This is a genomic window from Ruegeria sp. BA2, assembly GCF_056539605.1.
Genome location: NZ_JBQFVE010000004.1, coordinates 230473 through 256493, shown reverse-complemented (window position 1 = coordinate 256493; position 26021 = coordinate 230473). Strand labels below are relative to the sequence as shown.

At 59.7% G+C, this 26021-nt stretch carries 29 protein-coding genes; 10 read left to right on the top strand and 19 right to left on the bottom strand.

Annotated features, from left to right (window positions below; all coding sequences use genetic code 11):
• Window positions 1–47: 47 nt before the first annotated feature.
• Together ACR0NN_RS11320 and soxR are read right to left on the bottom strand one after the other, a co-directional pair.
• Entirely contained in the window at window positions 48–1694 is a 1647-nt protein-coding gene (locus ACR0NN_RS11320; RefSeq protein WP_170685257.1) for an electron transfer flavoprotein-ubiquinone oxidoreductase, read from the bottom strand.
• 135 nt (window positions 1695–1829) lie between these two features.
• The gene (gene soxR / locus ACR0NN_RS11315) at window positions 1830–2285 is read right to left on the bottom strand and encodes a redox-sensitive transcriptional activator SoxR (RefSeq protein WP_170722189.1); all 456 of its coding nucleotides are present in this window, start codon (window positions 2283–2285) and stop codon (window positions 1830–1832) included.
• 89 nt (window positions 2286–2374) lie between these two features.
• Here soxR and ACR0NN_RS11310 point away from each other — a divergent pair, with 89 nt between their 5' ends.
• The 3 genes from ACR0NN_RS11310 (at window position 2375) to ACR0NN_RS11300 (ending at window position 4463) form a co-directional block, all read left to right on the top strand.
• On the top strand, window positions 2375–2755 hold the full coding sequence (locus tag ACR0NN_RS11310; RefSeq protein WP_170722191.1) for a VOC family protein: 381 nt from the start codon (window positions 2375–2377) through the stop codon (window positions 2753–2755).
• Between the two features lie 229 nt (window positions 2756–2984).
• Entirely contained in the window at window positions 2985–3455 is a 471-nt protein-coding gene (gene greA, locus ACR0NN_RS11305) for a transcription elongation factor GreA (protein ID WP_170395722.1), read from the top strand.
• 15 nt (window positions 3456–3470) lie between these two features.
• Window positions 3471–4463 (top strand): hypothetical protein, encoded by a 993-nt coding sequence (locus tag ACR0NN_RS11300; RefSeq protein WP_170722193.1) that lies wholly within the window; start codon window positions 3471–3473, stop codon window positions 4461–4463.
• On the opposite strand, the gene ACR0NN_RS11295 is transcribed toward ACR0NN_RS11300, so the two are convergent.
• From ACR0NN_RS11295 to ACR0NN_RS11280, 4 genes are read right to left on the bottom strand one after another with little or no spacing between them, the layout of a single operon-like run.
• Entirely contained in the window at window positions 4460–5725 is a 1266-nt protein-coding gene (locus tag ACR0NN_RS11295) for a molybdopterin-binding protein (protein WP_170722195.1), read from the bottom strand. The genes ACR0NN_RS11300 and ACR0NN_RS11295 overlap by 4 nt on opposite strands.
• Window positions 5722–6213, bottom strand: a complete 492-nt coding sequence (mobB, locus tag ACR0NN_RS11290) for a molybdopterin-guanine dinucleotide biosynthesis protein B (protein ID WP_170722198.1) — start codon at window positions 6211–6213, stop codon at window positions 5722–5724. Before mobB ends, ACR0NN_RS11295 begins: the two co-directional genes overlap by 4 nt.
• Window positions 6210–6866 (bottom strand): molybdenum cofactor guanylyltransferase MobA, encoded by a 657-nt coding sequence (gene mobA / locus ACR0NN_RS11285; protein WP_170722200.1) that lies wholly within the window; start codon window positions 6864–6866, stop codon window positions 6210–6212. Before mobA ends, mobB begins: the two co-directional genes overlap by 4 nt.
• Window positions 6859–7749 (bottom strand): formate dehydrogenase accessory sulfurtransferase FdhD, encoded by an 891-nt coding sequence (locus ACR0NN_RS11280; RefSeq protein ID WP_170722937.1) that lies wholly within the window; start codon window positions 7747–7749, stop codon window positions 6859–6861. The genes mobA and ACR0NN_RS11280 overlap by 8 nt, the downstream gene beginning before the upstream one ends.
• A 49-nt stretch (window positions 7750–7798) precedes the next feature.
• Here ACR0NN_RS11280 and ACR0NN_RS11275 point away from each other — a divergent pair, with 49 nt between their 5' ends.
• Both ACR0NN_RS11275 and ACR0NN_RS11270 read left to right on the top strand, forming a co-directional pair.
• Window positions 7799–8509 (top strand): AzlC family ABC transporter permease, encoded by a 711-nt coding sequence (locus ACR0NN_RS11275; RefSeq protein WP_170685250.1) that lies wholly within the window; start codon window positions 7799–7801, stop codon window positions 8507–8509.
• Window positions 8506–8838 (top strand): AzlD domain-containing protein, encoded by a 333-nt coding sequence (locus ACR0NN_RS11270; protein ID WP_170722202.1) that lies wholly within the window; start codon window positions 8506–8508, stop codon window positions 8836–8838. Before ACR0NN_RS11275 ends, ACR0NN_RS11270 begins: the two co-directional genes overlap by 4 nt.
• Here ACR0NN_RS11270 and ACR0NN_RS11265 read toward each other — a convergent pair.
• The 7 genes from ACR0NN_RS11265 to ACR0NN_RS11235 all read right to left on the bottom strand — a co-directional run bounded on the left by ACR0NN_RS11265 (window position 8827) and on the right by ACR0NN_RS11235 (window position 15333).
• A complete protein-coding gene (locus tag ACR0NN_RS11265; protein ID WP_170722204.1) occupies window positions 8827–9459 on the bottom strand; it encodes a hypothetical protein in 633 nt (210 codons plus the stop codon). The genes ACR0NN_RS11270 and ACR0NN_RS11265 overlap by 12 nt on opposite strands.
• 23 nt (window positions 9460–9482) lie before the next feature.
• Window positions 9483–9617, bottom strand: a complete 135-nt coding sequence (locus tag ACR0NN_RS11260) for an aa3-type cytochrome c oxidase subunit IV (protein ID WP_170685247.1) — start codon at window positions 9615–9617, stop codon at window positions 9483–9485.
• 68 nt (window positions 9618–9685) lie between these two features.
• Window positions 9686–10240, bottom strand: a complete 555-nt coding sequence (locus tag ACR0NN_RS11255; RefSeq protein WP_170722207.1) for a hypothetical protein — start codon at window positions 10238–10240, stop codon at window positions 9686–9688.
• Window positions 10227–12065, bottom strand: coding sequence for a glycerophosphodiester phosphodiesterase (locus tag ACR0NN_RS11250; protein ID WP_170722209.1), 1839 nt, complete (start codon window positions 12063–12065; stop codon window positions 10227–10229). The genes ACR0NN_RS11255 and ACR0NN_RS11250 overlap by 14 nt, the downstream gene beginning before the upstream one ends.
• 64 nt (window positions 12066–12129) lie before the next feature.
• A complete protein-coding gene (locus ACR0NN_RS11245) occupies window positions 12130–12579 on the bottom strand; it encodes a DUF6173 family protein (protein WP_170722210.1) in 450 nt (149 codons plus the stop codon).
• A 4-nt stretch (window positions 12580–12583) separates the two neighbouring features.
• On the bottom strand, window positions 12584–13630 hold the full coding sequence (locus tag ACR0NN_RS11240; RefSeq protein ID WP_170722214.1) for an MBL fold metallo-hydrolase: 1047 nt from the start codon (window positions 13628–13630) through the stop codon (window positions 12584–12586).
• A complete protein-coding gene (locus ACR0NN_RS11235) occupies window positions 13630–15333 on the bottom strand; it encodes an acyl-CoA dehydrogenase family protein (RefSeq protein WP_170722216.1) in 1704 nt (567 codons plus the stop codon). The genes ACR0NN_RS11240 and ACR0NN_RS11235 overlap by 1 nt, the downstream gene beginning before the upstream one ends.
• Before the next feature lie 132 nt (window positions 15334–15465).
• Here ACR0NN_RS11235 and ACR0NN_RS11230 point away from each other — a divergent pair, with 132 nt between their 5' ends.
• Window positions 15466–16413 carry an L-threonylcarbamoyladenylate synthase gene (locus tag ACR0NN_RS11230; protein WP_170722218.1) on the top strand — a complete coding sequence of 316 codons (948 nt, stop codon included), beginning with the start codon at window positions 15466–15468 and terminating at the stop codon, window positions 16411–16413.
• Here the strand turns inward: ACR0NN_RS11230 and ACR0NN_RS11225 are convergent.
• The gene (locus ACR0NN_RS11225) at window positions 16410–16964 is read right to left on the bottom strand and encodes a YqgE/AlgH family protein (RefSeq protein WP_170685240.1); all 555 of its coding nucleotides are present in this window, start codon (window positions 16962–16964) and stop codon (window positions 16410–16412) included. The two genes, ACR0NN_RS11230 and ACR0NN_RS11225, sit on opposite strands and share 4 nt — an antisense overlap.
• A 148-nt stretch (window positions 16965–17112) precedes the next feature.
• On the opposite strand from ACR0NN_RS11225, the gene ACR0NN_RS11220 reads away from it, so the two are divergent.
• Window positions 17113–17925, top strand: a complete 813-nt coding sequence (locus tag ACR0NN_RS11220; protein ID WP_170722220.1) for a protein-disulfide reductase DsbD domain-containing protein — start codon at window positions 17113–17115, stop codon at window positions 17923–17925.
• On the top strand, window positions 17879–18364 hold the full coding sequence (locus ACR0NN_RS11215; RefSeq protein WP_480684682.1) for an NUDIX hydrolase: 486 nt from the start codon (window positions 17879–17881) through the stop codon (window positions 18362–18364). The genes ACR0NN_RS11220 and ACR0NN_RS11215 overlap by 47 nt, the downstream gene beginning before the upstream one ends.
• On the opposite strand, the gene ACR0NN_RS11210 is transcribed toward ACR0NN_RS11215, so the two are convergent.
• The 5 genes from ACR0NN_RS11210 to ACR0NN_RS11190 form a co-directional block, all read right to left on the bottom strand.
• Window positions 18344–21745: an efflux RND transporter permease subunit gene (locus ACR0NN_RS11210; RefSeq protein ID WP_170722224.1), complete on the bottom strand. Its 3402-nt coding sequence runs from the start codon at window positions 21743–21745 to the stop codon at window positions 18344–18346. The genes ACR0NN_RS11215 and ACR0NN_RS11210 overlap by 21 nt on opposite strands.
• A gap of 5 nt (window positions 21746–21750) precedes the next feature.
• Entirely contained in the window at window positions 21751–23208 is a 1458-nt protein-coding gene (locus tag ACR0NN_RS11205; protein WP_170722226.1) for an RND family efflux transporter, read from the bottom strand.
• 106 nt (window positions 23209–23314) lie between these two features.
• On the bottom strand, window positions 23315–23857 hold the full coding sequence (moaB, locus tag ACR0NN_RS11200; RefSeq protein WP_170722228.1) for a molybdenum cofactor biosynthesis protein B: 543 nt from the start codon (window positions 23855–23857) through the stop codon (window positions 23315–23317).
• Between the two features lie 79 nt (window positions 23858–23936).
• A complete protein-coding gene (locus ACR0NN_RS11195; RefSeq protein WP_170722231.1) occupies window positions 23937–24536 on the bottom strand; it encodes a metallophosphoesterase in 600 nt (199 codons plus the stop codon).
• A complete protein-coding gene (locus tag ACR0NN_RS11190) occupies window positions 24533–25306 on the bottom strand; it encodes a uracil-DNA glycosylase (protein WP_170722233.1) in 774 nt (257 codons plus the stop codon). The genes ACR0NN_RS11195 and ACR0NN_RS11190 overlap by 4 nt, the downstream gene beginning before the upstream one ends.
• Window positions 25307–25466: 160 nt before the next feature.
• Between ACR0NN_RS11190 and ACR0NN_RS11185 the strand changes: the two genes are divergently transcribed.
• Window positions 25467–25655, top strand: coding sequence for a hypothetical protein (locus tag ACR0NN_RS11185; protein WP_480684679.1), 189 nt, complete (start codon window positions 25467–25469; stop codon window positions 25653–25655).
• Complete coding sequence (locus tag ACR0NN_RS11180; protein WP_480684677.1) at window positions 25652–26005, top strand: hypothetical protein; 354 nt, start codon at window positions 25652–25654, stop codon at window positions 26003–26005. Before ACR0NN_RS11185 ends, ACR0NN_RS11180 begins: the two co-directional genes overlap by 4 nt.
• The last annotated feature ends 16 nt before the right edge of the window (window positions 26006–26021 follow it).

Genomic DNA, 26021 nt, shown 5'->3' with positions numbered 1-26021 from the left:
AGGCAATGGCAGAGCCTTCACGACCCTGCCAGTGCCCGGGTTATTGCCTACATATTGGGGTAGTTCGGCCCGTCGCCGCCTTGCGGCGTGGTCCAGGTGATGTTCTGACTGGGATCTTTGATGTCGCAGGTCTTGCAGTGCACGCAGTTCTGGAAGTTGATCACGAATCGCGGGCCGTTTTCATCCTCGACCATTTCGTAAACCCCTGCTGGGCAATAGCGCTGCGCCGGTTCGTCGAACTTGGGCAGGTTGACCTTTACCGGGATCTCGGGGTCGGCCAGACGCAGGTGGCAGGGCTGGCTTTCTTCGTGATTGGTTGCCGCGAAGGACACATTGGTCAGGCGGTCGAACGAGAGAACACCATCGGGTTTGGGATAGTCGATCGGCTGGTGCTTGCTGGCATCCTCGGTCGATTCAGCATCGTTCTTGCCGTGGCCCACAGTGCCAAACAGCGAAAAGCCCAACGTGTTGGTCCACATGTCCAGACCACCCAGCATCAACGATGCGGTCAGGCCCCATTTCGACCAGATCGGTTTGACGTTGCGCACCTTCTTCAGGTCGCTGCCGATGGCGCCGTCACGCACTTCAGTCTCATAGGCGGTCAGTTCATCGCCCGAACGCTCGGCCTTGATGGCATCGAACGCAGCCTCGGCCGCCGCCTTGCCTGACAGCATCGCGTTGTGGTTGCCCTTGATGCGCGGCACGTTGACCATGCCCGCCGAACACCCCAACAGCGCCACGCCCGGTGCCACCAGCTTCGGCATCGACTGATAGCCGCCTTCGGTGATGGCCCGCGCGCCATAAGCCACGCGCTTGCCGCCTTTCAGCAAGTCCGCCACCATCGGGTGATGCTTGAAGCGCTGGAATTCCATGTACGGGTACAGGTGCGGGTTCTTATAGTTCAGGTGGACCACGAAACCGACATAGACCTGATTGTTTTCAAGGTGATAGATGAACGACCCGCCACCTGCATTGCTGCCCAAAGGCCAGCCCATCGTGTGTGTGACGCTGCCTTCTTTGTGCTTGGCCGGATCGATCTCCCAGATCTCTTTCATGCCGACGCCGTATTTCTGCGGTTCTTTACCCGCAGACAGGTCGTATTTGTTGATGACCTCTTTGGACAACGAGCCGCGAACGCCTTCCGACAGGAATACGTATTTGCCGTGCAGCTCCATGCCCGGCTCTGTGTTGGGGCCGTATGACCCGTCAGGCTCCAGACCGAAGACACCGGCCACAACGCCTTTGACTTCGCCATTCTCGCCATAGACCATTTCGGAACAGGCCATGCCGGGGAAGATTTCAACGCCCAGCTCTTCGGCCTGCTCGGCCATCCAGCGGCAGACATTGCCCATCGAGACGATGTAATTGCCGTGGTTGTTCATCAGCGGTGGCATCGGGAAGTTGGGGATGCGGATTTTGCCCGCCTCACCCAGCATATAGAAATTGTCTTCGTGCACCGGCACGTTCAGCGGCGCCCCTTTTTCCTTCCAATCCGGGATCAGCGCATCCAGACCGCACGGGTCCAGCACAGCACCCGACAGGATATGCGCACCCACTTCCGAGCCCTTTTCCAGAACGACGACATTCAGGTCGGCATCCAGTTGTTTCAGTCGGATGGCCGCCGACAGGCCCGCAGGACCTGCGCCCACGATAACCACATCGTATTCCATTGCTTCGCGTTCAATCTCGGCCATCGTTGGCTCCTTAGCTGTCTTTCCGAATTGGCGCTATCACTGCATGGTCTGCGCAATTTTGTTTCACGCGTGATTACATGTTCTGAAAGACCTTGGTCAATCAAAACACGGCGTAACATTGCTGCAATGCGGCAGTTATGCCTCGGGAGCGTCGCCCATCAGGTATCTGGGACCGCTACCATTCGATTTCGCCCGGTCATCTGGGTTGTAAAGCCGACATTTCGGCAGGCTCAGGCAGCCGCAACCGATGCACCCATCCAGATTGTCGCGCAATCGCTTCAGCGTATCGATTCGCTGGTCCAATCGGGTGCGCAGCCCTTCACTGATGCTTTTCCAGTCCTGCGGGGTCGGAGTGCGGTTTCCGGGCAATTCCGACAAGACGTCGCGTATTTCTGGCAAGGTCAGCCCAAACTGCTGCGCAATCATCACGAAACTGAGTCGCCGGATATCCGCGCGCTGATATCGGCGCTGCCCTCCAGCATTCCGCCATGGAGATATCAATCCCTGCGCTTCGTAGTACCGAATGGCCGAGACTGCCAACCCGGTGCGCCGCGCCAGTGCGCCAATTGCCAGACCTTCGGAAACTGCCATTGCATCCTCTCAAAATAATCTCTTGACCTAAAGTTAGGTTTAGAAATTACGGTGAGTCGGGACAAGCCTAAAAACCGGAAGGAGATCCCATGATGGCGACGTTAGAACACACCAATTTCACGGTCCGCGACCCAAAGGCATCCGCAGCGTGGATGCAGAAAGTCTTTGACTGGCAAACCCGCTGGGAAGGCCCGGCCATCGCGGGTGGCTATACGGTGCACGTGGGTGGACCGCACACGTATCTGGCGCTTTATGCGCCCAGCGATCCACAGCCGTCAGGCGAAAGCAGCTATGACTTCGTGGGTGGTCTGAACCACGTCGGCGTGCTGGTCGAAGACATTGACGCCACCGAAGAACGGGTCCGCAAGGCGGGGTTCGAACCTCACAACCATGCGGATTACGAGCCCGGCAGGCGGTTCTATTTCAACGATGAGAATGGCATCGAGTTCGAGGTGGTTCAGTATGATTGAGATGTTGTGGCTTGGGCACGAGGCCAGCCGTTGGCGACGCGGCGAACTTCTGGGGCAGCGCAATCGGCGCGCGCCTACTGGCGGTGGCACTAAGTCGCAAGTTTACTGACAAGGCACGCCTCCCCCCTTGCAATTCACGCTCCATTTGGGTCAGGTAAATGCCAACCCATCCTTCGCCCCGACGCTTTTGTGCGGCGGGGCGTAACATTTATGCGTGGACGACAAGACTATGGAAAAGATCCCCATGACGCCCTCGGGCAATGCCGCGCTCGAGGCGGAGCTGAAGAACCTGAAATCCGTCGAGCGCCCTGCGATCATCGAAGCGATTGCCTCGGCCCGGGAACTCGGCGACCTGAAAGAGAATGCTGAGTATCATTCGGCGCGGGAAAAGCAGGGTTTTATCGAGGGCCGCATCAAAGAACTTGAGGGCATCCTGTCGCTCGCCGATGTCATTGATCCGGCCAAGCTGTCGGGGGCTATCAAGTTTGGTGCCAAGGTGACGCTGGTCGACGAGGATACCGACGAAGAAAAGACCTGGCAGATCGTGGGTGAATATGAGGCCAATATTGAAGCAGGCCTTCTGAACATCAAATCCCCGATCGCCCGCGCCCTGATCGGCAAGGAAGAAGGCGACAGCGTCGAGGTCCGCACCCCCGGCGGTGTGCGCTCATACGAAGTTCTGAGTATCGAATACGCCTGATCCGGAGCGTTTGTCATGTCAGGGTCCGAACCTGAGCAGGAAACCGAAAAGCCGACCTCGCTGGGAATTTACGACCGCCCGGCGCATCCTTCGATCACCGAGATCGAGATTGCGGCCTTTGTTCTCAGCCTAATCTGGCTGGTGGTGTCGGTTGTGTTTCTGGTGCTGCCCGGCGCACAGCAGGGCGGGTTCATCGTTACGTTCCTGGCGGTGTTCATGCCGGTGGCAATGATCTGGGTCGCTGCGCTGGCGATGCGCGCCAGCCGTGTCATGCGCGAAGAAAGCGCCCGGTTGCAGACTGCGATTGATGCAATCCGCAACAGCTATGTGGTTCAACAACAGCGCGCGGCCAGCACGTATGAGCCAACCGTGGGAAAAAAGCTGGACGAAATCGCCCAAAGCGCGAAGAAAACCGAAAGCGCGCTGGCCACCTTCTCGACCAATCGCGGCGAACCGACACGCGGCAGCAAACCCACCTCGGAACCGGCGGATCAGACGAGTTTGGAACTGGGCACACCAGCGGATGAGATCGCCCCGCCGTTGCCAACGGATATTTTTATCCGCGCCTTGAATTTCCCCGAAACACAAAGTGACGCCGAGGGGTTCGATGCGCTGCGCCTTGCGCTGAAAGATCGTAAGGCAGCACAACTTGTACAGGCCTCGCAGGACGTTCTGACCCTTCTCAGCCAGGAGGGCATCTACATGGACGACCTGCGCCCCGACATGGCCCGGCCCGAGATTTGGCGGCAGTTTGCGCAAGGCGCGCGCGGGCGATCTGTGGCTGCACTGGGTGGTATTCGGGATCGCTCAACGCTGGCCCTGACCGCTGCGCGGATGAAGCAGGACCCGATCTTTCGTGATGCGGCACACCACTTCCTGCGCCGCTTTGACCATATGATTGTTGAGTTCGAACCCGAGGCCAGCGATGCTGAACTAACCGCCCTAGGCGAAACACGCACAGCGCGAGCCTTCATGCTGGTGGGACGCGTGGCGGGGACGTTCGATTAAAGCCCGAAGCTGCCGTAGGGAATGAATCGCACCGGATCGCCCGGCTTGATATCGCGCGCACCATCTTCGATTTCGACCAGCCCTTCCGCCCAGCTGAGCCCGCTGATCCGGCCTGATCCTTCCGAGTGGAACACCTCAGCCCGTCCATCGCGGATGCGGGCCCGCAGATATTCGCGACGGCCCGGTTTCTTGCGCTTTTCAAACGCGGCGGGCACGTCAAACCCCTGCGGTTCCTGCCAGCCCGCCCCGACCATCAGGCTCAGCGCTGGGCGGGCAAAGATCAATGTGCAGACCATTGCCGCCACAGGATTGCCCGGCAGGCCGAAGACCGGCGTTTGATCCCACATTCCAAGCGCCAGAGGCCGACCAGGTTTCAACGCGACCCGCCATTCCTGCATCGCGCCAGCCTCGCGCAACAAGGCCGAAACATGGTCTTCATCCCCCGCAGAGGCGCCACCGCTGGTCAGGATCACATCCACTTGTCGCGCGGCGCGATCCAGATGGTGTTTCAGCGCCTCGCGATCATCCTCGGCCCGGCCCAGATCAATCGGCACAAATCCCATCCGGTCGATCATCGACAGCAGCATCGGGCGGTTAGCATCATAGATCTGACCCGGGCCGGCGATATCGCCCGGCTCGACCAATTCGTCCCCGGTTGACAGCACCCCGACGCGCAACGCCTTGCGCAACGCCACGTCGGCCACTCCAACCGCCGACAGAAGCGCCAAATCTGCGGGTGTCAGTTGCCGCCCGGCAGGTAGGGCCAGCGCGCCTTCGACCACATCTTCGCCCGCCTTTCGTGCGTTCGCGCCCTGTTTCAAAGGCCCCCGAAACGCGATGTGGCCCTGATCGAGCGTCACGTCTTCTTCCAGAATGACCGTATCGACACCCTCGGGTAGGGCCGCCCCGGTCAATACACGCACAGCATGGTCCGGGGGCACCTGACCGCTGAACGGAGCACCCGCCGCGGCACGGCCTTCGACCAACGGCATGATACAGGGGCCATCCGGCGCAGGTCCGGCAAATCCGTACCCATCAACCGCGGTGTTCGGCAGCGGCGGATTTGACCGCCTGGCCTGGACATCCTGCGCCAGAATGCGACCCGTGGCTTGCATCAGCGGTACGGTTTCGATCCCGGTCACAACGGTCAATCTGTTTTGCAACAGTGCCAGAGCGTCATCGACGGGCGTCCAGTTCACCCCTGCAGGCAAGGCAAAACAATCATTGCGCAGAGGCGGAGGTGCGATATCCGGCTTGCTCATAATCCAACCTCCCCAAGGATGAAGTCTGCGATCGCTGCAGTATCGTCCAGATCGAAGATCGGGCGATCCAACTCTAAAGGCGTGTCACTGGCAATGGCTCTGATCGAGCTATCTTCGGCGGCGATCAGTGGATTGCCCGCCTCGGCCCTGAATGCCTCAATCTTCGGATGGCCCTCGCGTTTGAAACCTTCGATCAAAACCAGATCAACCGGCGATAATCGGGCCAGCAATGTATCCAGATTTGGTTCTGGCGCGCCGCGCAATTCCTGCATTACAGCGATGCGCTGGCCAGATGCCAAAAGTACCTCGGACGCGCCTGCTGTGCGGTGGCGATAACTGTCGGTGTCGGGTTGATCGACATCGACGGAATGGTGCGCATGTTTGACGGTGGAAACGGTAAACCCGCGCCCGGTGATCTCGGCCACCAGCCGCTCCATCAGCCCGGTTTTGCCCGCGTTTTTCCAACCGGTGACGCCGTAAAGTCTCATGCCTGCTCCAACAGGGTTTCGGCGTGGGCCAGATCGTCGGGCGTGTTGACGTTAAAAAAAGGATCAAACGGCTGAGCCGGGAACAGGGCTTCGCGCCCGTCATGTTGATCGGTCCACAGGACAACTTTGCGCAATCCATCGCTCAAGGCCGCGCGCAGATCATCGCGCAGCGCGACAGGCCAAAGACCAAAGGTTGGATGCCGGTTCACCCGCTTGCTGCCACCGGATTTCAGGGCCTCCTCCCCGGTGCGCGGTGTGGTGGCAAGAACAAGCGGGTGTTTCTGCCCTTCAGAGGCCTGTACCAACTGCGGCACGAGATCACGCGGAAAAAACGGCGTATCCGCAGCAACCGTCACGATGGATTGGCCACCCTGTTCTGCGGCCCAATCGAGACCAGCAAGAACACCGGCAAGCGGTCCTGCGAACCCCTCAATCGAATCTGCGATCACGGGCAGACCCAAATCGGAAAACCGCGACGCGTCCCCGTTTGCATTGAGCGCCAGCCCATCCACCTGAGGGCGTAGCCGGTCGATCACACGATCCATCAGGCTGACGCCGCCGATCTGCAACAATCCTTTATCGCCCCCACCCATACGGGTCGCGAGACCGCCTGCGAGGATCACACCCAACGGTCTTTGCACTTGCTCATTCATTGGCGCTTTTCCTGCGATGTTTCTTGTCTTCAACCGCAACAGATGCCGGATCGACGTCGCGCACCAGGCGGTCTTCACCGGACAGGCAAACAAACCGCTGCCCGCGCATGCGGCCGATCAGGGTCAGACCAACCTCGCGCGCAATCTCGACACCCCAGGCGGTGAAGCCTGAGCGTGAGGCGAGGACCGGGATTCCCATCATCGCCGTTTTGATCACCATCTCCGAGGTCAGGCGGCCCGTGGTGTAGAGAATCTTATCCGCAGCGCCTTCACCCTCGGACAGCATCCAGCCTGCGATCTTGTCGACAGCGTTATGGCGGCCCACGTCCTCCATATAGACCAGCGGGCGGTTTTCGCGGCACAGGACCGTGCCATGGATCGCCCCGGCCTCAAGATACAGCGACGGCGTGCGGTTGATCTTGGCCGCTAGTTCATAGAGCCACGAGGTACGCACCGCGACTTGTGGCAGGCGCACATCCTCAAGCCCCTCCATCATGTCCCCGAACACAGTGCCTACGGCGCAGCCACTTGTGCGGGTCTTTTTCTTCAGCTTGTCCTCATACGAGGTTTCACGGGCGGTGCGCACAACCACAGTTTCCAGATCGTCGTCATAGTCGACACGCGTAATCTCATCATCCGCAAGCAGCATCCCCTGATTGCGCAGAAACCCGAGCGCAAGATATTCGGGATAGTCGCCGATGGTCATCGCGGTCACGATTTCCTGCGCGTTTAGGAAAATCGTCAGCGGACGTTCTTCAACCACTGATATCTGGCTAACCTCACCGTTCTGATTCACGCCTTGCACCGCGCGGGTTAGGCGGGCGGCACCTGGGTCGGGCGCGATAAGATAGTCTGACAGGTCCAATTCCGTGGCCAATTGCAACCCCTCCCCAAGACGGCTACTGCTGCTCGCAATACCATAGGATTTAGCCATGACCTCTGCCACCACCAAGTCATACTTCTGGAAAGGTTTTCGCGACGGCACGCCTTTTGTCTTTGTCGCAATGCCCTTTGGTTTGTTGTTCGGCGTTTTTGCGACCGAAGCTGGGTTTAACGTCGTTCAGACATTGGCCTTTTCCGCCACGGTTTTTGCCGGGGCAGCGCAGTTCACCGCGCTGCAACTGCTGCAAGACAATACGCCTACGGTGATCGTTCTGATTTCTGCGCTGGCTGTGAACTTGCGTGTTGCAATGTATTCGGCCTCACTAACGCCGTTTCTGGGCGCTGCACCATTGTGGCAGCGCGCGTGTGCGGCCTATTTGATCGTCGATCAATCCTATGCCTGCTCGATCGTGCAGTTCGAAAAAGAGCCTGATATGTCTGTGCGACAGCGCATGATCTATTTTGTGGGTTCAGTCACACCGATCACGCCGCTTTGGATTCTGGGTACATATTTGGGCGCGGTACTGGGCACTCAGATACCGGAAAGCTGGGCCTTGGATTTCGCCCTGCCAATCACCTTTCTGGCGATGATCGGGCCGATGATGCGAACGCTGGCGCATGTGGTTGCCGCGCTGGTGGCGATTGTGGTGGCTCTGCTTACGGTGGCGGTGCCGTTTAATCTAGGCCTTCTGATTGCGGGTGCTGCGGGCATGATTGCCGGTGCACAAGCTGAATTGATACTGGAGCGAAGCAGGCCATGACTCAGATCAGCGACCCCACCATCTGGTTCATCATTATTGGATTGGCCGTTGGCAGTTATCTGCTGCGCTTCACCTTCATCGGCTTGGTTGGTGATCGTCCGATGCCACCATGGCTGTTGCGGCATCTGCGATATACGGCGGTGGCGATCATCCCGGCCCTGATTGCGCCGTTGGTCGTGTGGCCCTCGGCCACAGACGGCCAACCGGATCCGCCGCGCATGTCCGCAGCGGCGGTGGCGTTAACGGTCGGGTATGTCACAAAGAACGTGCTGGCCGCGATCTTCAGCGGCGCAGCGACGCTGTATGCCTTGCTTTACCTAGTTGGTTGACGCCGCTTCAAGCTGGTTGAGACGCGCGTTGTTTTCGGCCAGGCCCTGCTGCAGATCGGCCGAGTCACTCTCACGATATTCCGTGGTCACAACACCCGGTATCTGACCGAACTGATCAGACAGTTTGACAGGATAGAATGTGGTGCTGATCTGTTCGAAACCTGGTACCTGCTGCAACAGCTGAGCCGTTGAATTGGCGCAGAACGCCCCCGCGACCGGGCCCATCTGTTTGGCCAATTGCAGCGCAATTTCGGCCTTTTGCGGTGTTACCTCGATGGTCTGGATGCGGGCGTAATGTGTTTCTCGGGCGTGACTGCTGCGATAGGCGCGTTCGACATTGGGGGTGATGCCATACAATACGTCGTTCTTGATCGGCACGACGTCGGCGCGGAAGGACCCGGCAGGGTCAAAGATCACCCGTTCGCTGCCACTGATCATTAGCGACGTATGCGCGCCCGAGCCTGTGCGCGTGCTGATCATCGTATAGAGTGTCAGCGTCGAAGGCCCCGGATCACGATAGGATCGGGCAACGATTTCCGAAGGATCGGCTTGCGGGCGCTGCGATCCAGCGCAACCTGCAACCATCGCTGCCAGAAGACAGGCTATCAATATCCTGATCACAGGGACGCGCCTCGAAAAACCGATTACGCCGCGAAGACTGCCAGGAAGATGCAGAGGAAGACAATTGCCACCACACACCAAGTGGTGAATTTGATGAACCCGTCAAAGGTTTTGGTCTGAACAGTGATGTCCATCTCGCCGTGCTTGTGATCAGCCATGTGTCTTAGAATCCCAATTCGCGTGTTTGAGGTGTTGGATAATGCAAAATTCCGGGCCTGTCACGACGTCATTCGCGCGCAGTTGGGCCAAAGATTGTGCAGCCCGGATAACCAAACCCCCAGCGCCAGGGCAGGCCGCTACAGGGGCCGCCCCCGAAACGCACCGCCAGAAACATCGCCTCGGACGTGATTGAATGGACCGAGCGGATCTGATCCGGTGTCATATCATAGCGTTCGGCATATTCGTCGGCATGCGTTGCGCCGTGAGATTGGACACAGGCACGCAATGCGTCGTCGGCGGTAAGGCGGGCGTCAAAACTGGCCTCGGCCTGCGTAGCACCGCCCGCGTTATGGTAGGCGCGGTCATGGGTGACGCAGCAATATTCCCATGGCGGATGTTCCTCATACAGCAGGCTGAACTTGGGAAAAGTCTCGGCGACCAGACGCCAGCTTGACGATAATCCGCCCGAGCAGCCATCCGTTTCAAACGGGGCCAACTCAGCGCCCACGATGGTGTCTACCAACGCCCGATGCGCTGGCATCTCGACGCTTCGCATCAAGTCTTGCGCGCTGGCTGGAAGTGCGCAGCAGGCAAGAAGAGCGATGAATTTAAGGGCTTTCATCGCGCATCTCTGACGTGTCAACCGACAAACCAAAGGTTGTTGCCAGCCAAAGCATCAGCCGCTCACCCGGCCCCATTTCAGCCCGGACCCGCAGCACTTCGCGGGCCATGGCCGGGCGGTCGGTGATCAGCCCGTCGACGCCCATCGAAGCCATGGCCGACATCTGTAACGGGTCATTCACTGTCCAGACATAGATATCCTTACCTGCGTCGTGGACCGATCGGATCAGCCCCGGCGACACCGTCGCCGCATTCACGGCCACGAAATCACCTTCGAGCCCCGAGAGATCCCCAATCGCGGTCGCGGCCAGAACCCCTGCGCGCCAATCGGGGCGCAGCGCCTTCATCTTTTGCACCGCAGGGTATTTCAGCGACATGGTGGCGATATGGTCCTGCATCTCAAGCTCTTCGACAATCGCCGCCACGCGGTTCTCAAGATCAACGTCGTGGCCATAATATTTCAGCTCGATTATGACTTTGGACTTGCCCTTCGCAGCCTCTAATACATCGTACAGCGTGGGCGTACGTTCCGAGGCATATTCCGGGCCGAACCAGCTGCCGATATCGATCTCAGCCACATCCTCCATTGTCGCGTCCCAAACCTTAAGCGGCACGCCTGCCAGTTTCATGAAATCACTGTCATGAGCGATGATGACCACGCCATCGGCGGTCTCTTGTACGTCGATTTCGACCCAGTCGGCCCCGTCTTCGATAGCCTTTAGAACCGCTGCCATAGTGTTTTCCGGCCGTATCGCCGCAGCCCCCCGGTGGCCGATGACATCCGCATGGTCGGGGGCCTGAATGCGCGCCAGCAATTCCTGCCCGAACCAGAGCCCGATGACCAAAGCAATGATCGCACTACCAACCACGGCATAAACCGGCGCGCGCAGATTGCCCGGTTCGGGATGCGGCACCTCTTTGCCTTTTGCGTCGAAGAACCCATCCAGCAGAACCGCCAATGCACCCAGCGCAACAGCTGCAAGGACAAGCCCCGCAAGCGACCACAAGCCCGCAACGATCAGGCTGAGGATCAGCGCTAAACGCAGGTTGGTCCATTCTTGCAGTGGCACCAGATCGAACAGGACCCCGGCAACGCCCGCAATCAGGGCTGCGATGACAATACGCATGGCAAGCCACAGTCCAAGCTCGATCTTGAGGCGGCCCCGTTTGCCCTCCATCCGATCCGCGCTGCTTGCAAATGCTTCTTTCGATTTGCTGCCCTCAAATAGCACCAGATGCAGCGCCAGCGCCCAGGCTGAAAGCCTACGGATCAGAACCCAGGCCAGACACAGCACTACAATCCCGATCAACACAACGGCGACCCAAAATGATGGTGGGTGGAAGGTCAGGTAATAGTTGATGTCATATTCCGTCAGCGTCCACCACGCGATCACACCCGCCACAACAACGAAGGGCAGCGCCAGCAGCAAGACACGCAGTATGAACCGTGCGGCAAATTCGAATAGTGCAGGCAGGCGTGTTAGAATCAACCGGATCGAGGCACTGCCAGCGCGCCACGGGTCGCTCTCACCCATTCGCAGCGATCCGGCCATCACCGAGAAGACGAAAACCTCGGCCAGCAGGAACAAGCTGAGCACCACTACCGCTGCGATGAATCCGGCAGGCGACAGCAGGAACATGGCGATGTCCTGATCTGTCAGGGCCGATTGATCCGAGAGAGAAACGGCCAGATTGACCGCAATCGCCACACCCGGCGCGATCAGGGCGACCAACAATAACCGCACCGCCAGATAGATCGGCACAAAGACGCGTCGCCGGGTCCAGGCGCCACGATAGGCAGTTGTAACGGCTGAGAAATTGGTCACGCGGTGCCCTCCTGAATGGTGAACTCATTCAAGGCTGCGAAAGCGTGAATTGCAAGGGTGCGCGTTAGCTGTCTTCCAGATCAGCCGCCAGCCGGAAACCGATACGGTTGGCCGGTTTGTCCTCGATCGTTTTGGGCAATGCGCGCAGCATCACGTTCAACTGGCTGACATGCTGGACCAGCTGGGTCTTGGCCCCGCCACCATCCGAGCCGTAGAAGGTGATGATATCGGGATCGAAATAGCCCATGCCTTCGATGCGCATGACGCCTGCGTCGCCACCGGTAAAGCCCATGGCAACCTCGTGATCGCCGTCCAGCGTTTTCTCGAAATTCTGGATATAGAGGATCAGGCGTTCATAAGCCCATTGCGCGGGGCTTTTGGTTTCTACCGGCTTTTGCAACGGCTTGGGCAGGTCTTTTTGCCCCGAGGCAGCATCAGGGTTGGCGTGCACCTCATAACAGCGGGGCAGCGCCGCGGATTCCGCCGCTTCGGCCGATGTTTCGATCTTGTCCATTGCTCTACCCTTTGCGCTGATATTCCCACGCCCCATCCGCGCGGCGCGTCCGGGTGACAGCTCCAATGTGGTAGAGATGGTTCACATGTGCAACCGCTTCGACCAGCGCGAGGCCGTACTCGCCCGCCTTGATCGGTCGCTTGAATAGCGGGGCAAAGCAGTCAGCGGCGGTTTTGGGTTGGTCGAGGTCATTCAGCAGCCGGTCCAGCGCGCCATGGTGATTGTCAATCAACTGCCGCATCCGGATCGGAAGCCCGGTAAAGGGCAATTTGTGCCCGCCCAACACCAGATGATCTGATCGGGCCAAAGGTTGCAGACGTTCGCAGGATTCCAACCAGTCAGCCACAGGATCAGCCATCGGCTCGGTCGCATAGACGCCCAAATTCGAACTGATCGAGCTGAGGATCTGATCGCCGGTCAGCACCAGATTGTCATCGCGGCTCCAGAACGTGCAGTGTTCGGGCGCATGGCCGTTGCCCATATGAACATCCCAGTCGCGCCCGCCTATGCGGATCACATCGCCTTGCTTCACTCGGGTAAAGCCCAGCGGCATCGGGTAAACGGTGTCGGCAAAATTGAACGGGCGCTCGGCCATCCGGCCCGCCAACACATCCGCATCCATGCCAGCACTGCGATAATATTCAAGCGTCTCTTTTGGCCAGTTTTCTTGAACGTCTAACGTCAGCATGCGGGCAAACAGCCACGCAGTGCGGCTGGTCACTAGCTCGGCGCCATGTTCGGACTGGAACCAGCCCGCATTGCCGATGTGGTCGGGGTGATGATGGGTGACGACAACCCGGTTAACGGGTTTGCCGGCCAATGGGCCTTCCATCAGGGTTTGCCAGATCACGCGCGTTTTCTTTGAAGACAGCCCCGTATCGACCAGGGTCCAACTGTCGCCGTCATCCAGCGCGTAGACATTCACATGATCCAGCGCCATAGGCAAAGGCAGCCTGATCCACAGAACCCCTTCTGCAACTTCGACCCATTCGCCGGGTGCGGGCGGTTCTTCCCACGGGTATCGCATCACTTGTGGGGCCTCGCCATCCATCAGACTGCCAACTCCTCAGCACTGAGCGCATAGAGGTCATCCGCCCCGTTCTGCGCCTGCGCCAGTAGGCCCGTATGCTCGGGCAGCAGCGCATTGATGTAATACCGCGCAAGTTTTGCGCGCGGACCTTCGGGGTCAGCCAGAGCTGCAGACAGGTGATAATGCCCACCCAGAACGCGGGCAAAAGCCTTGAGATAGGCTGACGCACCGGCAAACCGGTTGTTCATATCTGATTGCGCGACGACCCACTCGGTCGCCTCACGCAGAGACTCAGAAGCTTCCCACACGGGACCCGCGAGTTCCGGCATCGTCGCGCGGGCTTTTTCGGCCTGATCCTCGATCTCGTCCAGTAGGTTCGAGGCCGCCTCACCCCCGTCCATCATCTTACGCGCCACAAGATCCATGGCCTGAATGCCGTTGGTGCCTTCATAGATCGCAGTCACGCGGACATCGCGGTAATACTGCGCTGCGCCGGTTTCTTCGATGAAGCCCATGCCGCCATGCACCTGCACACCTGTCTCAGATACGCGCATTCCGGTTTCGGTCCCAAAGGCCTTGCAGATCGGCGTCAGAAGCGCCGCGCGCGCCGTCCAATCGGCCTCACCCGTGGCCTGCGCCATGTCAATCGCCGCGGCATTGGCCAGCATAATCGCCCGTGCCGCAAATACATCCGCGCGCATGCTCATTAGCATCCGCCGCACATCCGCATGGTCGATGATCGTACCCGAGGGCGTCTTGCCCTGCTTGCGTTCGAGCGCATAGGCCAAAGCATGCTGATAGGCCCCTTCAGCCGCACCCACACCTTCGCCACCGACGCCCAATCGCGCGTTATTCATCATGGTGAACATCGCGGCCATACCGCCATGCACCTTGCCAACCAGCCACCCTTTGGCCCCGTCATACTGCATCACGCAGGTGGGCGAGCCATGCAGGCCCATCTTGTGTTCCAGCGAGACGACTTTCAAATCGTTGGCAACACCTGGATTACCGTTTTCGTCGGGGATGTATTTTGGCACCAGAAACAGCGAAATCCCTTTGGTGCCCGGCACGCCATCGGGCAGACGGGCCAGAACCAGATGGCAGACATTCTGAGTAAAGTCGTTGTCGCCCCACGAGATGTAAATCTTCTGGCCGGTCACCGAATAAGTGCCATCGCCGTTATCTTCGGCCTTCGATGTCAACGCGCCCACATCCGATCCGGCCTGCGGTTCGGTCAGGTTCATGGTGCCTGACCATTCGCCCGCCATCATCTTGGGCAGATAAATCGCTTTCAGTTCATCGCTCGCATGATGTTCCAACGCCTCGATCTGGCCCTGAGTCATCAGCGGAGCGAGTTGGAGCGACAGGCAAGCGGCGCTCATCATCTCATTCACCGCTGTGGTCATGGTCATCGGCAGGCCCATGCCGCCATATTCGGGATCCCCACTCATCCCGATCCAGCCGCCTTCGGCGATTGCTTTCCACCCTTCTGCATAGCCCGGAGAGGTGCGCAGCACGCCATTCTCCAACCGGGCGGGTTCCAGATCACCGGGTCGCTGCAGCGGGGCCATGATCTCTTCGCACATCTTCCCAGCTTCGGTCAGAATAGCGCTGACCACATCCTCGCTGGCGTCCGAGAACCTCTCGGTCGCGGCGATCTGGTCAAAACCAATCACGTTGCGGAACAGGAACTCATAGTCTGAGATCGGGGCACGATAGGGCATTGTTTCCCTCTGAGTCTGGCACGTTGTCAGCGTGGGGTTGGAATCCCGGCCCCACGCCGGTATTCATCTGGGCTGGCACGATTACCTACCGTGACCTGAACTGCAAGCAACCAAAACGCGGCGTCACGACTTATGACCCTTCTCGGTACTCAAGAATTATTCGCAGACGCCGACGGCATCACCAAAGCCGCCGATCTGTTGCGGCAAGGGCTGCTCGTCGCCTTCCCAACCGAGACGGTCTATGGCTTGGGTGGTGATGCACGGAACGGCGAGGCCGTGGCCGCGATCTACGAGGCCAAGGGACGGCCCAGCTTTAACCCCCTGATCGCCCATGTCGCCTCCACCGAGACAGCAAAACGGTTTGTTGAGTGGACCGATCAGGCCGAGCGGCTCGCCCAAGCCTTCTGGCCCGGCCCACTGACAATAGTTCTCCCCTTGCGGGCCGATCACGGGATTTCATCACTCGTCACAGCGGGGTTGGATACTCTGGCCGTTCGGGTGCCCGCGCATCCGGCTGCACAAGCCCTGTTGGCCGAGTTCGACGGCCCCGTCGCCGCCCCATCGGCCAACCCTTCTGGTCAAATCAGCCCGACAACAGCGCAACATGTCCGGGCCGGGCTAGACGGGCGCATCGCGGCCTTTCTGGATGATGGACCCTGCGGTGTCGGTCTTGAATCTACCATCGTAGGGCTGGCCGGAGCACCCGCCCTGCTGCGCCCGGGGGGTGTTGCACTAGAACAGATCGAAGAGGTGCTACAGACGGAACTGCATCATCACCAGCCGGGTGATCTGCTGACAGCGCCGGGGCAGTTGCAATCGCATTACGCGCCAGATGCGCCGGTGCGCCTGAATGCCGAATCGCGCCAAGGCGATGAAGTTTTGTTGGGTTTTGGCCCGATCGCGTGTGACGTGAATCTATCCGAAAGCAGTAGCCTGCCCGAGGCCGCCGCCAACCTGTTTGCAGCGCTGCACAAGCTGAACGAAACCGGGCGGCCAATTGCCGTATCCCCGATACCTGGCACTGGACTGGGTGCGGCAATCAACGACCGCCTTCGCCGAGCGGCAGCTCCACGCGACTAGGCGCGACCTGCGCTGGCCGACAGTGTCAGCGGATCAACCCCAAGGGTCGCCAACGCGGCCTCCCATTTCTCATCATCGGGTACATCGAAGACCAGTTTCGAAGACGCCTCGGTGGTCAGCCAGCCATTCATGGCGATCTCATCCTCAAGCTGATCCGGCCCCCAGCCGGAATAGCCCAGTGTCAGCATCGAGTTCAGCGGCCCTTTGCCCGAGGCCAGATCCTCAAGCACATCCAGCGTTGCGGTCATGCTGAAATCGTCAGAGATTTGCATCGAATGCAGGTTCGCCTCGTAATCCGAGCTATGCAGAACGAAGCCACGCGACATCTCAACCGGGCCGCCAAACTGCACCAGACGTTCGCCGATAACCGGAATGCGACATGGGATGTTGAGCTGTTCCAGCAGTGTCTTGATCCGCAGGTCCGAGGGCTTGTTCACAATCAAACCCATCGCGCCATCATCACCATGGCTGCAGATATAGACAACCGAATGCTCGAATCGCGGGTCACCCATTCCGGGCATTGCAATCAACAGTTTTCCCGTAAGGTCCATCAGCAGACATCTCTTGCGCCATCGGATACCCCTAGAATGACCCCGCGAACCGGGGAATGGCAAGGGACCTGCAAGGATTTCCGTGCATTTCAGCGAGGTGACCGGAACGTGACTTGGCATTCAGGCCCAGAATGCGCATGTTCAGCCTATGAGAAAACTCTGGATATCCACTGTGGCCACTTGTGCCACCAGCCTGTGCATTAGCGCCCCTGCCCTTGCGCAAGGGGTCGACAATCTGGTGCAGCTTGAGGTGTTGGATGGCGGTAAAACCGCCAAAGGCACGTATCAGGGCGCTTTGCGCCTGACGCTCAAAGACGGGTGGAAAACCTATTGGCGTGCGCCTGGCGATGCAGGTATCCCGCCGCAGTTCGACTGGAATGGCTCGGGCAATATCGCGGATATCGCGATTACCTGGCCCGCGCCGCATGTGTTTGACCAGAACGGCCTGCGCTCGATCGGATACGAAGACCAACTGGTTTTGCCGGTCGAAATCACTCCTAAAAATCCGGCAAAGCCCGTGCGTTTGCGCGGTGAGATGGATTTAGGCGTGTGCAAGGATGTCTGCGTGCCGGGTCGGCTGGATATCGACCATACGCTGGACGCCGACGCCGGGCGCAATCCGGCCATCGCGGCGGCTCTGGCCCAGCGCCCGTTTTCCGAGCGTGAGGCCGGGGTGGCAGACGCGACCTGTCATCTGACACCAACGGCGGACGGCATGCAGATCGAGGCGCATATCACCATGCCCTCGGCTGGCGGCTCTGAATTCGCTGTCATCGAGCCGGGCAATCCCGCACTTTGGGCATCGCAGCCAGAAACGCGCCGCCAAGGCAACACTTTGATTACCAGCTCGGAGGTCATCAGTGCATCGGGCGGACCATTTGCCTTGGATCGCTCCGAAGTGCGGATCACCGTTCTTGGCGCAAACCACGCTGTGGATATCCGGGGATGCAGCGCTGGCTGACTGCATGAGCCAAACTCCAAAGATCGGCGCTCTGGCTGTTGTTCTGCATGACCAACAGGTGCTGCTGGTTCAGCGTAGCAAGCAACCTGATGCCGGATTGTGGGGTTTTCCTGGCGGTCACGTGGAATGGGGTGAAACCGTTCTTGACGCTGCGGCTCGGGAATTGATGGAAGAGACGGGTCTGATCGCGGAACCGATGGCTTACCTCGACAATCTCGACCTGCTGCTGCGCGACGACGATGGGCAGGTGCAGGCACATTACCTACTGGTGGGTGTTGCGTGTCGCTATGTGTCGGGAACACCCGTCGCTGCTGATGACGCTCGGGATGCGCGCTGGTTTCCGATAGCCCAGATCGTAGCCCAAAATCTGCCCATGAGCGACCGCGTGCCGGATCTGCTAAGTCTTGCGCTTGCCCGCTCAGACCTCAGCACGTCCTGATAGTCGCGCATAAAGCAAGCTCGACAGCAGAACGCCCAACAACAAGATAACGGTCGCACCGGCGACAAAGACGCCAAATCCCATCTGTAAAATGCTCGGGCCTTCAGCGGCAGGATAAAATCCCGAAAGCAATGCGATCGGCGCGCCCGTCGCTGCAGGCCAGATCATCGAGGCCCCCAGCCAGACCGCCAATGCCACACCGGTTGCGCGAACGGCGTTGCGCACCACCCGATCCGGGGCGCGCAGGGCCCGCCGCATTGATGTAATCGGGCGCGAGATGTCGTTTAGGATCGCCAGAAGCGCAGGCACCAGCAGCAGGATCAGGGCCATCCCAAAGCCCAGCCCATAGACCAAGGTGATCACGGTTGGTTTCAGAAACTGCGCCTGCTGAGAGCTTTCGTACATCAATGGCGTCAGGCCCAGGACCGTCGTCAGCGTGGTCAGCATCACCGGCCGTAACCGATCCGCCGTGCCTTCGATGATTGAAGGCACCAGCCCGCGTTCCTGTTGGTACCCGTCGATGGTGGTCACCAGCACGATCGAGTCGTTGATGATGATCCCGGTCATGCCCAATAGGCCGACGACCGTGAACATACTCAGCGGTACATCCCACAGATAATGCCCCCAGATCGCGCCGACGAGGCCAAAGGGAATGATCGCCATCACCACAAGGGGTCGCGTCCAACTGGCGAAGACCCAGGCCAAAACCAGATAAATCCCGGTCAGACACAGGATCAGGCCTGTGCGGGCCTCAGACAGGAATTCATCCTCCTGCTCGCTCAGGCCTGCCATGCGCCATTCGACCTGACGTTCAGAGGCAATATTGGGAAGGATTTCTTCCTGCATCGCGCGGGCAATTTCGGCGGCCCTTGCGGGATCGTCTTCGGAAATGTCCCCATTCACCGAAATCACCCGCAGGCCGTTCTCGCGCCGAACCGTCGAGAAGCCTGACTTACGCTCGACCGAAACGATATCGGCCAGCGGGACATAGACGCCATCAGGTGTCCGCATCAGCGTGCGTTCCAGGAAATCGGCGGTCAGCTCGCCCTCGGGCAGTTCGACCCGGATTTCCGTGCTGCGTGGCCCATCCGGGAAGGTTGCGGCCTCGATCCCGTTCAGGCGATCCCGCAGTACACGGCCCAGTGTTTCGATGCGGAAGCCCAGCGCCTGGCCTTGCGCGGTCAGATCCAGTATGAACTCTTCCTTGTCATAGGCGAGGTTATCTTCGAGCGCTGAAACTTCAGAGTATTTCGCAAGTTCAGCCTGAAGGTCTTCGGACGCAGATTTCAGCGAATTCACATCCGCGCCGTAGAATTGCACATCAATCGCGTCGCCACCCGGTCCGGAACGCCATCCACGGAAGCTGAGCAGCTCGACCTTTGGGTGCCGGGGCACGAAATCCTGTAGCTCGCCTACAAATTCGAAACTGGAATAGGGGCGCAGGTCGGCGTCGATCAGCTCGATTGAAATACCACCCAGCAGGTCGTCATCCTTGCCATCCGCCGCGCGCAGCCCCCATCCCGCTGTTCCGCCGACTTCAGCCAGTACATATTCGATGGGGTTGCGGCCATGACGTTCTTCGTAGGTCTGGCCCAATTCCTCGGTGGCCTGCTGCACCATGCGCATCATTTCCAGCGTCTCGGCGCGGGTGGCACCTTCGACCATGATGAAATTGCCAGTGACCGAGCCGCGTTCCGGCGCATTGAAGAAGCGCCAGTTCACATCGCCCCGGATGAATAGCGCGATCTGGCTGGCCAAAATGACCACCATCATGGCAACGACAACATAGCGCGCCCATACCACCCAGCCGATCAGCGGGCGGAACAGGTTGTCGCGCACCCAGCGGAAGCCTTTGTTCACAACGCGGTTGGGCCAATCATACCAATGCTCCTTGGCCGAGTGCGCGATGGCATGGGCCATGTGGTTGGGCAGGATCAGAAAGCATTCGATCAGCGAGGCGATCAGAACCGCGATAACCGTAAACGGAATATCCCGGATTAACTCACCAAACCGGCCACCAATCGCGGTCAGGCCGAAAAACGCGATAACGGTGGTGACGGTTGCGGCAAATACCGGCATCGCCATGCGTCGGGCGGCGCGTTCTGCGGCAACCATCGGAGCCTCACCCAGTCGGCGGGCGCGGAAATCGGCGTGCTCGCCGACCACGATGGCGTCATCGACTACGATGCCGAGTGTGATGATCAGCCCGAACAGAGAGACCATGTTTAGCGACAGCCCGCCCAGATACATCAGTGCAATCGCAGCCGACATTGCCACGGGAATACCGGCGGCCACCCAGAAAGCGATGCGAGCGTTCAGGAACAGAAACAGCAGACACACCACGAGGCCAAGCCCGACCAACCCATTGTCGACCAGAATATCCAGCCGGTCGGTGATCGCCTGCGCGCGGGTGCGGATCAATTCGACCGTAATACCTTCGGGCAGGCTGGCCTGCATCTCGGCCACCACATCCTCGACATCGCGCTGGATGCCGATGGCATCGCCTAGGTTGGACCTGTCAACGCGGATCGACATCGCCGGGTTGTCGCCGACAAAATAACTGCGGTTGCGGGTTACACCCTCGACGCGTATCTGCGCCACATCACCGACAACCAGCTTGGATCCATCGGCGAAGTTGCGCAGCGCAATGCCTTCGATCTCTTCCGGGGTGCGTTTTTCAACGCCAGTCCGAATGCGCGCATTGGCTCCCGTAACGTCGCCTGCGGGATTAGTGGTAACTTCGGCGGATATTGCCTCGGCAATATCTGAAAGCGAGATGTCATTGGCAATCAACTGCGCGGTGGGCACTTCGACAACCACGCGCGGTGCAGCCAGTCCTCGGATGGTGGTACGCGTGACACCAACAGCGAACAGGCGGGTTATCAATTCATCGGTGAATTTGGCCAGTTGTTCAGCTTCGATGGGCCCTGTTATGACAACATCCGTGACCCGATCCCGCCAGGCACCACGACGGATGGTTGGTTCTTCGGCGTCTTCGGGCAGATTGGTGACGCTGTCGACAGCCGTTCGAACCTCCTCAACCGCGCGAGACATGTCCCAGTTCGGCTCAAACTCCAGCCGGACCTGCGCCGTTCCTTCGCGCGAAGTCGACTCGGTACTGGCGACGCCCTCAACCGCCAAAAGCGCCGGTTCGAGCAGTTGGATAATACCGTTGTCGACATCTTCGGGGCCTGCGCCGTCCCACTGAACGTTCACATCAACCCGCTCAAGGATCACATCAGGAAAGAACTGCGCCCGCATGTTGGGAATCGCAGCAGCCCCGAGGACCAACATGACCAGCAGCAGCAGGTTGGCCGCCGTGCGATGCCGGGTGAAATAGCTGAGGATACCGCCCGCCGCGTTGGGAATGTCGCGGATCATCGCGCTTAGCCCCCGGCCCGGTTGTCATCAAGGCGACGAACGAGGGCGGCAGGCACCTGTGCCTCGCTCAACTGACCCAATACTTGGGCTTTGTCTTCCTGAGACATCGCATCGCTGGCCTCGACCTGCGCGACAAGCTGCGCGCGCTTTTCATCGGAAAGCTCAACCATTCCTGGATCAGCTTCGGCATTCGCCTCAATCCGCAGGGGACGCACGCGAACGCCTGAACCCAACAATGGGGTCCGGCCGATCACGACCTCTCGACCCTCCAAGCCTTCGCCGCGCAACAGAACCTCATCGCCCTGTCGGCGGATCAGTTGAACGGCCAGTGGCTCTAACCGGTCATCAGGGCCGAGCACCAGTACGTTGCCCGTGGCGTCCAGAACCGAGGATGGCAGGCGCACCACATTGTCCAATGGTTGTTCTTCGATCGAGACGGTCACGAAATCTCCGGGCTTGAAACCCGGGGCATCGTCAAGACGGGCATAGATCAAACGCCCGGTCTGCCCTTCGCCTGCAGCACCGCTGTCGCGGCTGATCCGTCCCGTGGCGGTCAGATCCGTTCCCGTGACCTCAAGCGAAACCGTAACCGGCGCGGCGATCAAATCACCCTGCCCATCCAGCAACCGCACGAATTGCGCGGTCGAAACCCGGAACGCGACCTCAAGCGCGTTCGGATCCACCAGTTCGGCCAGCTTTTCGTTGGCCGCGACCAACCTGCCTTCGACCAAGGTCACCTCGGTCAGCGTCCCGTCAAACCCGGCATGGATGGTCATATCTTCCAGATCACGCTCGGCACCCTCCAGCGCGATGCGCGCCCGCGCGAACAGAGTTGTGGCCTGATCCACCCGAGATTCCGCCTGCGCCAGGGCAATCCTGCGCGCAAGAACCGCCTGATGCGCCGAAGTTGCCGCCAGTTCCGCTTCTTCGACGCTGGCAGCCGCGCCGACGCCGCGAGTCTGCAAATCTTGTTGACGCTGCAGCGCGCGGTCGCGCAGCTCGGCCTGTGCTTCAGCCGACTTCAATTCATCCTGCGCCAGCAGCAGCGAACGCTCGGCGTCCCGTTCTTCGAATTGAGCATCCAAAAGATCGGATTTGGCGCGGTCGAGTGCCGATTGCATATCGGCAGGGTCAAGTTCCACCAACAGCTCACCTGCTGTTACGGTGCCGCCATCCTCGAAATCCTCCGCCAGAGAGACAACGCGCCCACCCAAGGCTGCGCGCAATTCCAGCCTGCGACGGCTTTGAATCTGACCAAACGCTTCCAGATAGGGTGTTACAGTTTCAGGCTCGGCGGTGCGCACGGTGACGGCGAAAACGCGTTCCCGCGCCTGAGGGGCTTTGTTATCCCGCGTCAGCACATCCTGCACCGCGCCCGAGATCATCTGAGCGGCAACGACCAACAGACCCAGCGTCAGAAACGCCAGGAACACCCCAACAAGGCTTTGCCGCAGAAATCGCATCGGTCAACTTACCTCGGGTTGCACATGTTGCCTTCCGCAAAGGTAGCCGGGCCGTAAAAAATGCCAAGCCACAAAGCGGTTATGATGAGTTAAACGCAGGACCAGTTTACTTCCGTCGCAGATGTTCGTCCAATCTGGGCATTATTTCTACGAAATTGCAGGGCCGGTGGCGATAATCGAACTGTTTCTCCAAAATCGCATCCCACGCGTCCTTACACGCGCCCGGGCTACCCGGCAGAGCAAACAGGTATGTCCCACCGGCCACGCCGCCTGTCGCGCGAGACTGCACGGCCGAAGTGCTGATCTTTTCCATCGACACGATGGTGAAGACGGTTCCGAAAGCCTCAATTTCTTTTTCATAGACGTCGCGATGGGCCTCAACGGTGACATCGCGACCGGTCAGGCCCGTGCCTCCGGTCGAGATCACCACATCAATTTCGGGATCAGCAATCCAAGCGCGCAACTGGTCCGCAATTTCAGAGCGTTCATCCTTGATGATCTTGCGATCTGCCACCGAATGGCCCGCTTGTTCGATCCGATCCACCAGTGTCTGGCCCGAGCGATCCTCGGCCAGCGAACGTGTGTCCGACACGGTCAGGACCGCGATGCGGATGGGGATGAATTCCATGCTTTCGTCGATGCGTGACATGTCTGCCAGGCCCTTTCGGTGATGCGCAAGGCGCGGATTTACAGTTTGAAATTTAATGAACGGCAGACCGTTGCCGCGATCATGTCGTCACCTCGAACCAATGCACTTTCGGGCCGAGATTGGCGATCTGCGTGCGCCCGATTGTGCCACGATAGCCCCAACTATCATGGATATGTCCGCAAAAGACGTGAATTGGCTGAAGCCGTTCCACCGCATCGCGCACAGCTACCGACCCAACCGACACCCCCTGCGAGGTGGTATCGCCATGTCCCTTGGGCGGAGAATGCACGATCAGAATATCCGTCGTCTCGCACCGATCCAGCAGCTCTGCAGCCTCAGCCTCGGTCAGGTCGCAGGACCAGTCGCCAAACGGGGTGGGCGGGACACCGTAGCCCAACCCGAAAAGGCGCAAACCATCCAGGGTCATGCCTGTCCCCTGCAATACATGAGCGCCTTCGGGTGCTGCGTCAGTCAATTCTTCGGCGCTTTCGGCGTTGCCCGGCACCAGAACCAGCGGGGCCGCGATGCCCGACAGCATTCCCATCGCCTCATCCAGCCCCTGCCGCATGTTGCAGAAATCTCCGGCCCCGATGACCAGATCGGCTTCGGTACTGGCCGCCACCAGATCAGCGGCCCGGTTGCGCGCCATATGCAGATCAGAGAAGGCCAGAACCCTCATGCGCCACCTCTCAGCCACGCTTGCAGCTCAAGCAGATCAGCCCAGGCTTGCCGTTTCATCTGCGGCTGGCGCAGCAGGTAGGCAGGGTGAAACATGGGGATCACCGGCAGGTCCAGCGCCTGATCCCAGTTGCCGCGCAGCCGGGTGATCCCGCGTTTGCCCAGCACCGCCTGACAGCTGATGTTGCCCATCACCACCAGAACCTCGGGCTTGGCCAGGGCCACGTGCCGTTCCAGAAACGGCTTCATCATGCCGATCTCTTCCGGCTTGGGATCGCGGTTCTGCGGAGGCCGCCATGGCAATACGTTGGTGATATAGGCGTTTTCGTTCCGGTCCAGATCAATCGCTGCCAGCATTCGGTCCAGCAACTGCCCGGCGCGCCCGACGAACGGCTTGCCCTCGCGATCCTCATCGCGACCGGGCGCTTCCCCGATGATCATCACCCGTGCACCGGGGGTTCCGTCAGCAAACACAAGCTGCTTTGCGCCGCGTTTCAGGTCGCACAGACCAAACGCATCCATCGCGGCGCGCAATTCGTCCAGCGACCCGGCAGCGTTCGCTGCGTGCTGCGCAATCTCGACTGGGTCGACCTTTTCGGGCGTCGCGGGGGTCTTGGCTGGCTTCGCGGCTGCTGGCTTTTCCGCCTTGGGCGCTTTGTCCGGCAATGCATAGCGGTCGATCGGCGCATCCGTAATCGCATCGGTTGCGCCCAATTCGATCTGCCATTCCAGCAGCGCACGCGCCGTATGATAATCCAAGCCCGATTCCATAGCTTTCAATCTAACCAGCTTTTGTCCGAGGGAAAGCGAATAGACCTTGCCATGGCACAGGGTCGCACCGACCATGGCAGAGTCATGCTGTCATTTATGCGATTCCTTCTGATTGGATTGTTGCTTGCAACTTCGGGCGGTTCGGCACACGCGCAACTGTTTGACCGCAACTCTCAATGCCGCCCCGGTCAGTTGCAGTGTGGTCGCGGATGTTGCTCCGCTGGCCAGCGCTGCAGCTTTGATGGGCGTTGCATCCCTCCGGGTCATACCTATTGCGGCGGCGGTCGTACCTGCGGCCCATTTGAACGCTGCGTGGCAGGTGGCACCCGTTGCGCACCTGCTGGGTTGAACAAATGCACATCACGACTGGATTGCCCGGGCGACAGTTTTTGCAATGGGCGCGGAGAATGCGAACGCAACACACCGGATTTCACACCCAGCCCGGTCATTACCTGCGACGATGGTCGAACCTGCGGGTCCGGTTCGTCCTGCCTACCGGGCGGCGGATGCTCCCGCCCCGGCTGGTTCCTGTGCGAGGAAACCGGATCGCAATGCCGTCCCGGCTTCAAATGCTCGGAACATCAGGGATGTGTGCCGATCAAGGCTATCGATTGCGGCTATGGCAAATGGTGCAAACCGGGCGAGCAATGTTTGCCCGAAGGCGGATGCGAGAAACTGCCCGAAGGGTCGGAACCTTAGGTTGCCTCTGCGCGTT

Coding starts and splice junctions, on each gene's coding strand:
- ACR0NN_RS11195 (WP_170722231.1), bottom strand. CDS start 24,536: ATGAGGGTTCTGGCCTTCTCTGATCTGCATATGGCGCGCAACCGGGCC.
- ACR0NN_RS11270 (WP_170722202.1), top strand. CDS start 8,506: ATGACTCAGATCAGCGACCCCACCATCTGGTTCATCATTATTGGATTG.
- moaB (WP_170722228.1), bottom strand. CDS start 23,857: ATGTCACGCATCGACGAAAGCATGGAATTCATCCCCATCCGCATCGCG.
- ACR0NN_RS11320 (WP_170685257.1), bottom strand. CDS start 1,694: ATGGCCGAGATTGAACGCGAAGCAATGGAATACGATGTGGTTATCGTG.
- ACR0NN_RS11275 (WP_170685250.1), top strand. CDS start 7,799: ATGACCTCTGCCACCACCAAGTCATACTTCTGGAAAGGTTTTCGCGAC.
- ACR0NN_RS11225 (WP_170685240.1), bottom strand. CDS start 16,964: ATGGACCTTACGGGAAAACTGTTGATTGCAATGCCCGGAATGGGTGAC.
- ACR0NN_RS11205 (WP_170722226.1), bottom strand. CDS start 23,208: ATGCGATTTCTGCGGCAAAGCCTTGTTGGGGTGTTCCTGGCGTTTCTG.
- ACR0NN_RS11235 (WP_170722216.1), bottom strand. CDS start 15,333: ATGCCCTATCGTGCCCCGATCTCAGACTATGAGTTCCTGTTCCGCAAC.
- ACR0NN_RS11255 (WP_170722207.1), bottom strand. CDS start 10,240: ATGAAAGCCCTTAAATTCATCGCTCTTCTTGCCTGCTGCGCACTTCCA.
- ACR0NN_RS11220 (WP_170722220.1), top strand. CDS start 17,113: ATGAGAAAACTCTGGATATCCACTGTGGCCACTTGTGCCACCAGCCTG.
- soxR (WP_170722189.1), bottom strand. CDS start 2,285: ATGGCAGTTTCCGAAGGTCTGGCAATTGGCGCACTGGCGCGGCGCACC.
- mobB (WP_170722198.1), bottom strand. CDS start 6,213: ATGAGACTTTACGGCGTCACCGGTTGGAAAAACGCGGGCAAAACCGGG.
- ACR0NN_RS11310 (WP_170722191.1), top strand. CDS start 2,375: ATGATGGCGACGTTAGAACACACCAATTTCACGGTCCGCGACCCAAAG.
- greA (WP_170395722.1), top strand. CDS start 2,985: ATGGAAAAGATCCCCATGACGCCCTCGGGCAATGCCGCGCTCGAGGCG.
- ACR0NN_RS11300 (WP_170722193.1), top strand. CDS start 3,471: ATGTCAGGGTCCGAACCTGAGCAGGAAACCGAAAAGCCGACCTCGCTG.
- ACR0NN_RS11240 (WP_170722214.1), bottom strand. CDS start 13,630: ATGGATGGCGAGGCCCCACAAGTGATGCGATACCCGTGGGAAGAACCG.
- mobA (WP_170722200.1), bottom strand. CDS start 6,866: ATGAATGAGCAAGTGCAAAGACCGTTGGGTGTGATCCTCGCAGGCGGT.
- ACR0NN_RS11230 (WP_170722218.1), top strand. CDS start 15,466: ATGACCCTTCTCGGTACTCAAGAATTATTCGCAGACGCCGACGGCATC.
- ACR0NN_RS11295 (WP_170722195.1), bottom strand. CDS start 5,725: ATGAGCAAGCCGGATATCGCACCTCCGCCTCTGCGCAATGATTGTTTT.
- ACR0NN_RS11245 (WP_170722210.1), bottom strand. CDS start 12,579: ATGGACAAGATCGAAACATCGGCCGAAGCGGCGGAATCCGCGGCGCTG.
- ACR0NN_RS11210 (WP_170722224.1), bottom strand. CDS start 21,745: ATGATCCGCGACATTCCCAACGCGGCGGGCGGTATCCTCAGCTATTTC.
- ACR0NN_RS11190 (WP_170722233.1), bottom strand. CDS start 25,306: ATGGAATCGGGCTTGGATTATCATACGGCGCGTGCGCTGCTGGAATGG.
- ACR0NN_RS11260 (WP_170685247.1), bottom strand. CDS start 9,617: ATGGCTGATCACAAGCACGGCGAGATGGACATCACTGTTCAGACCAAA.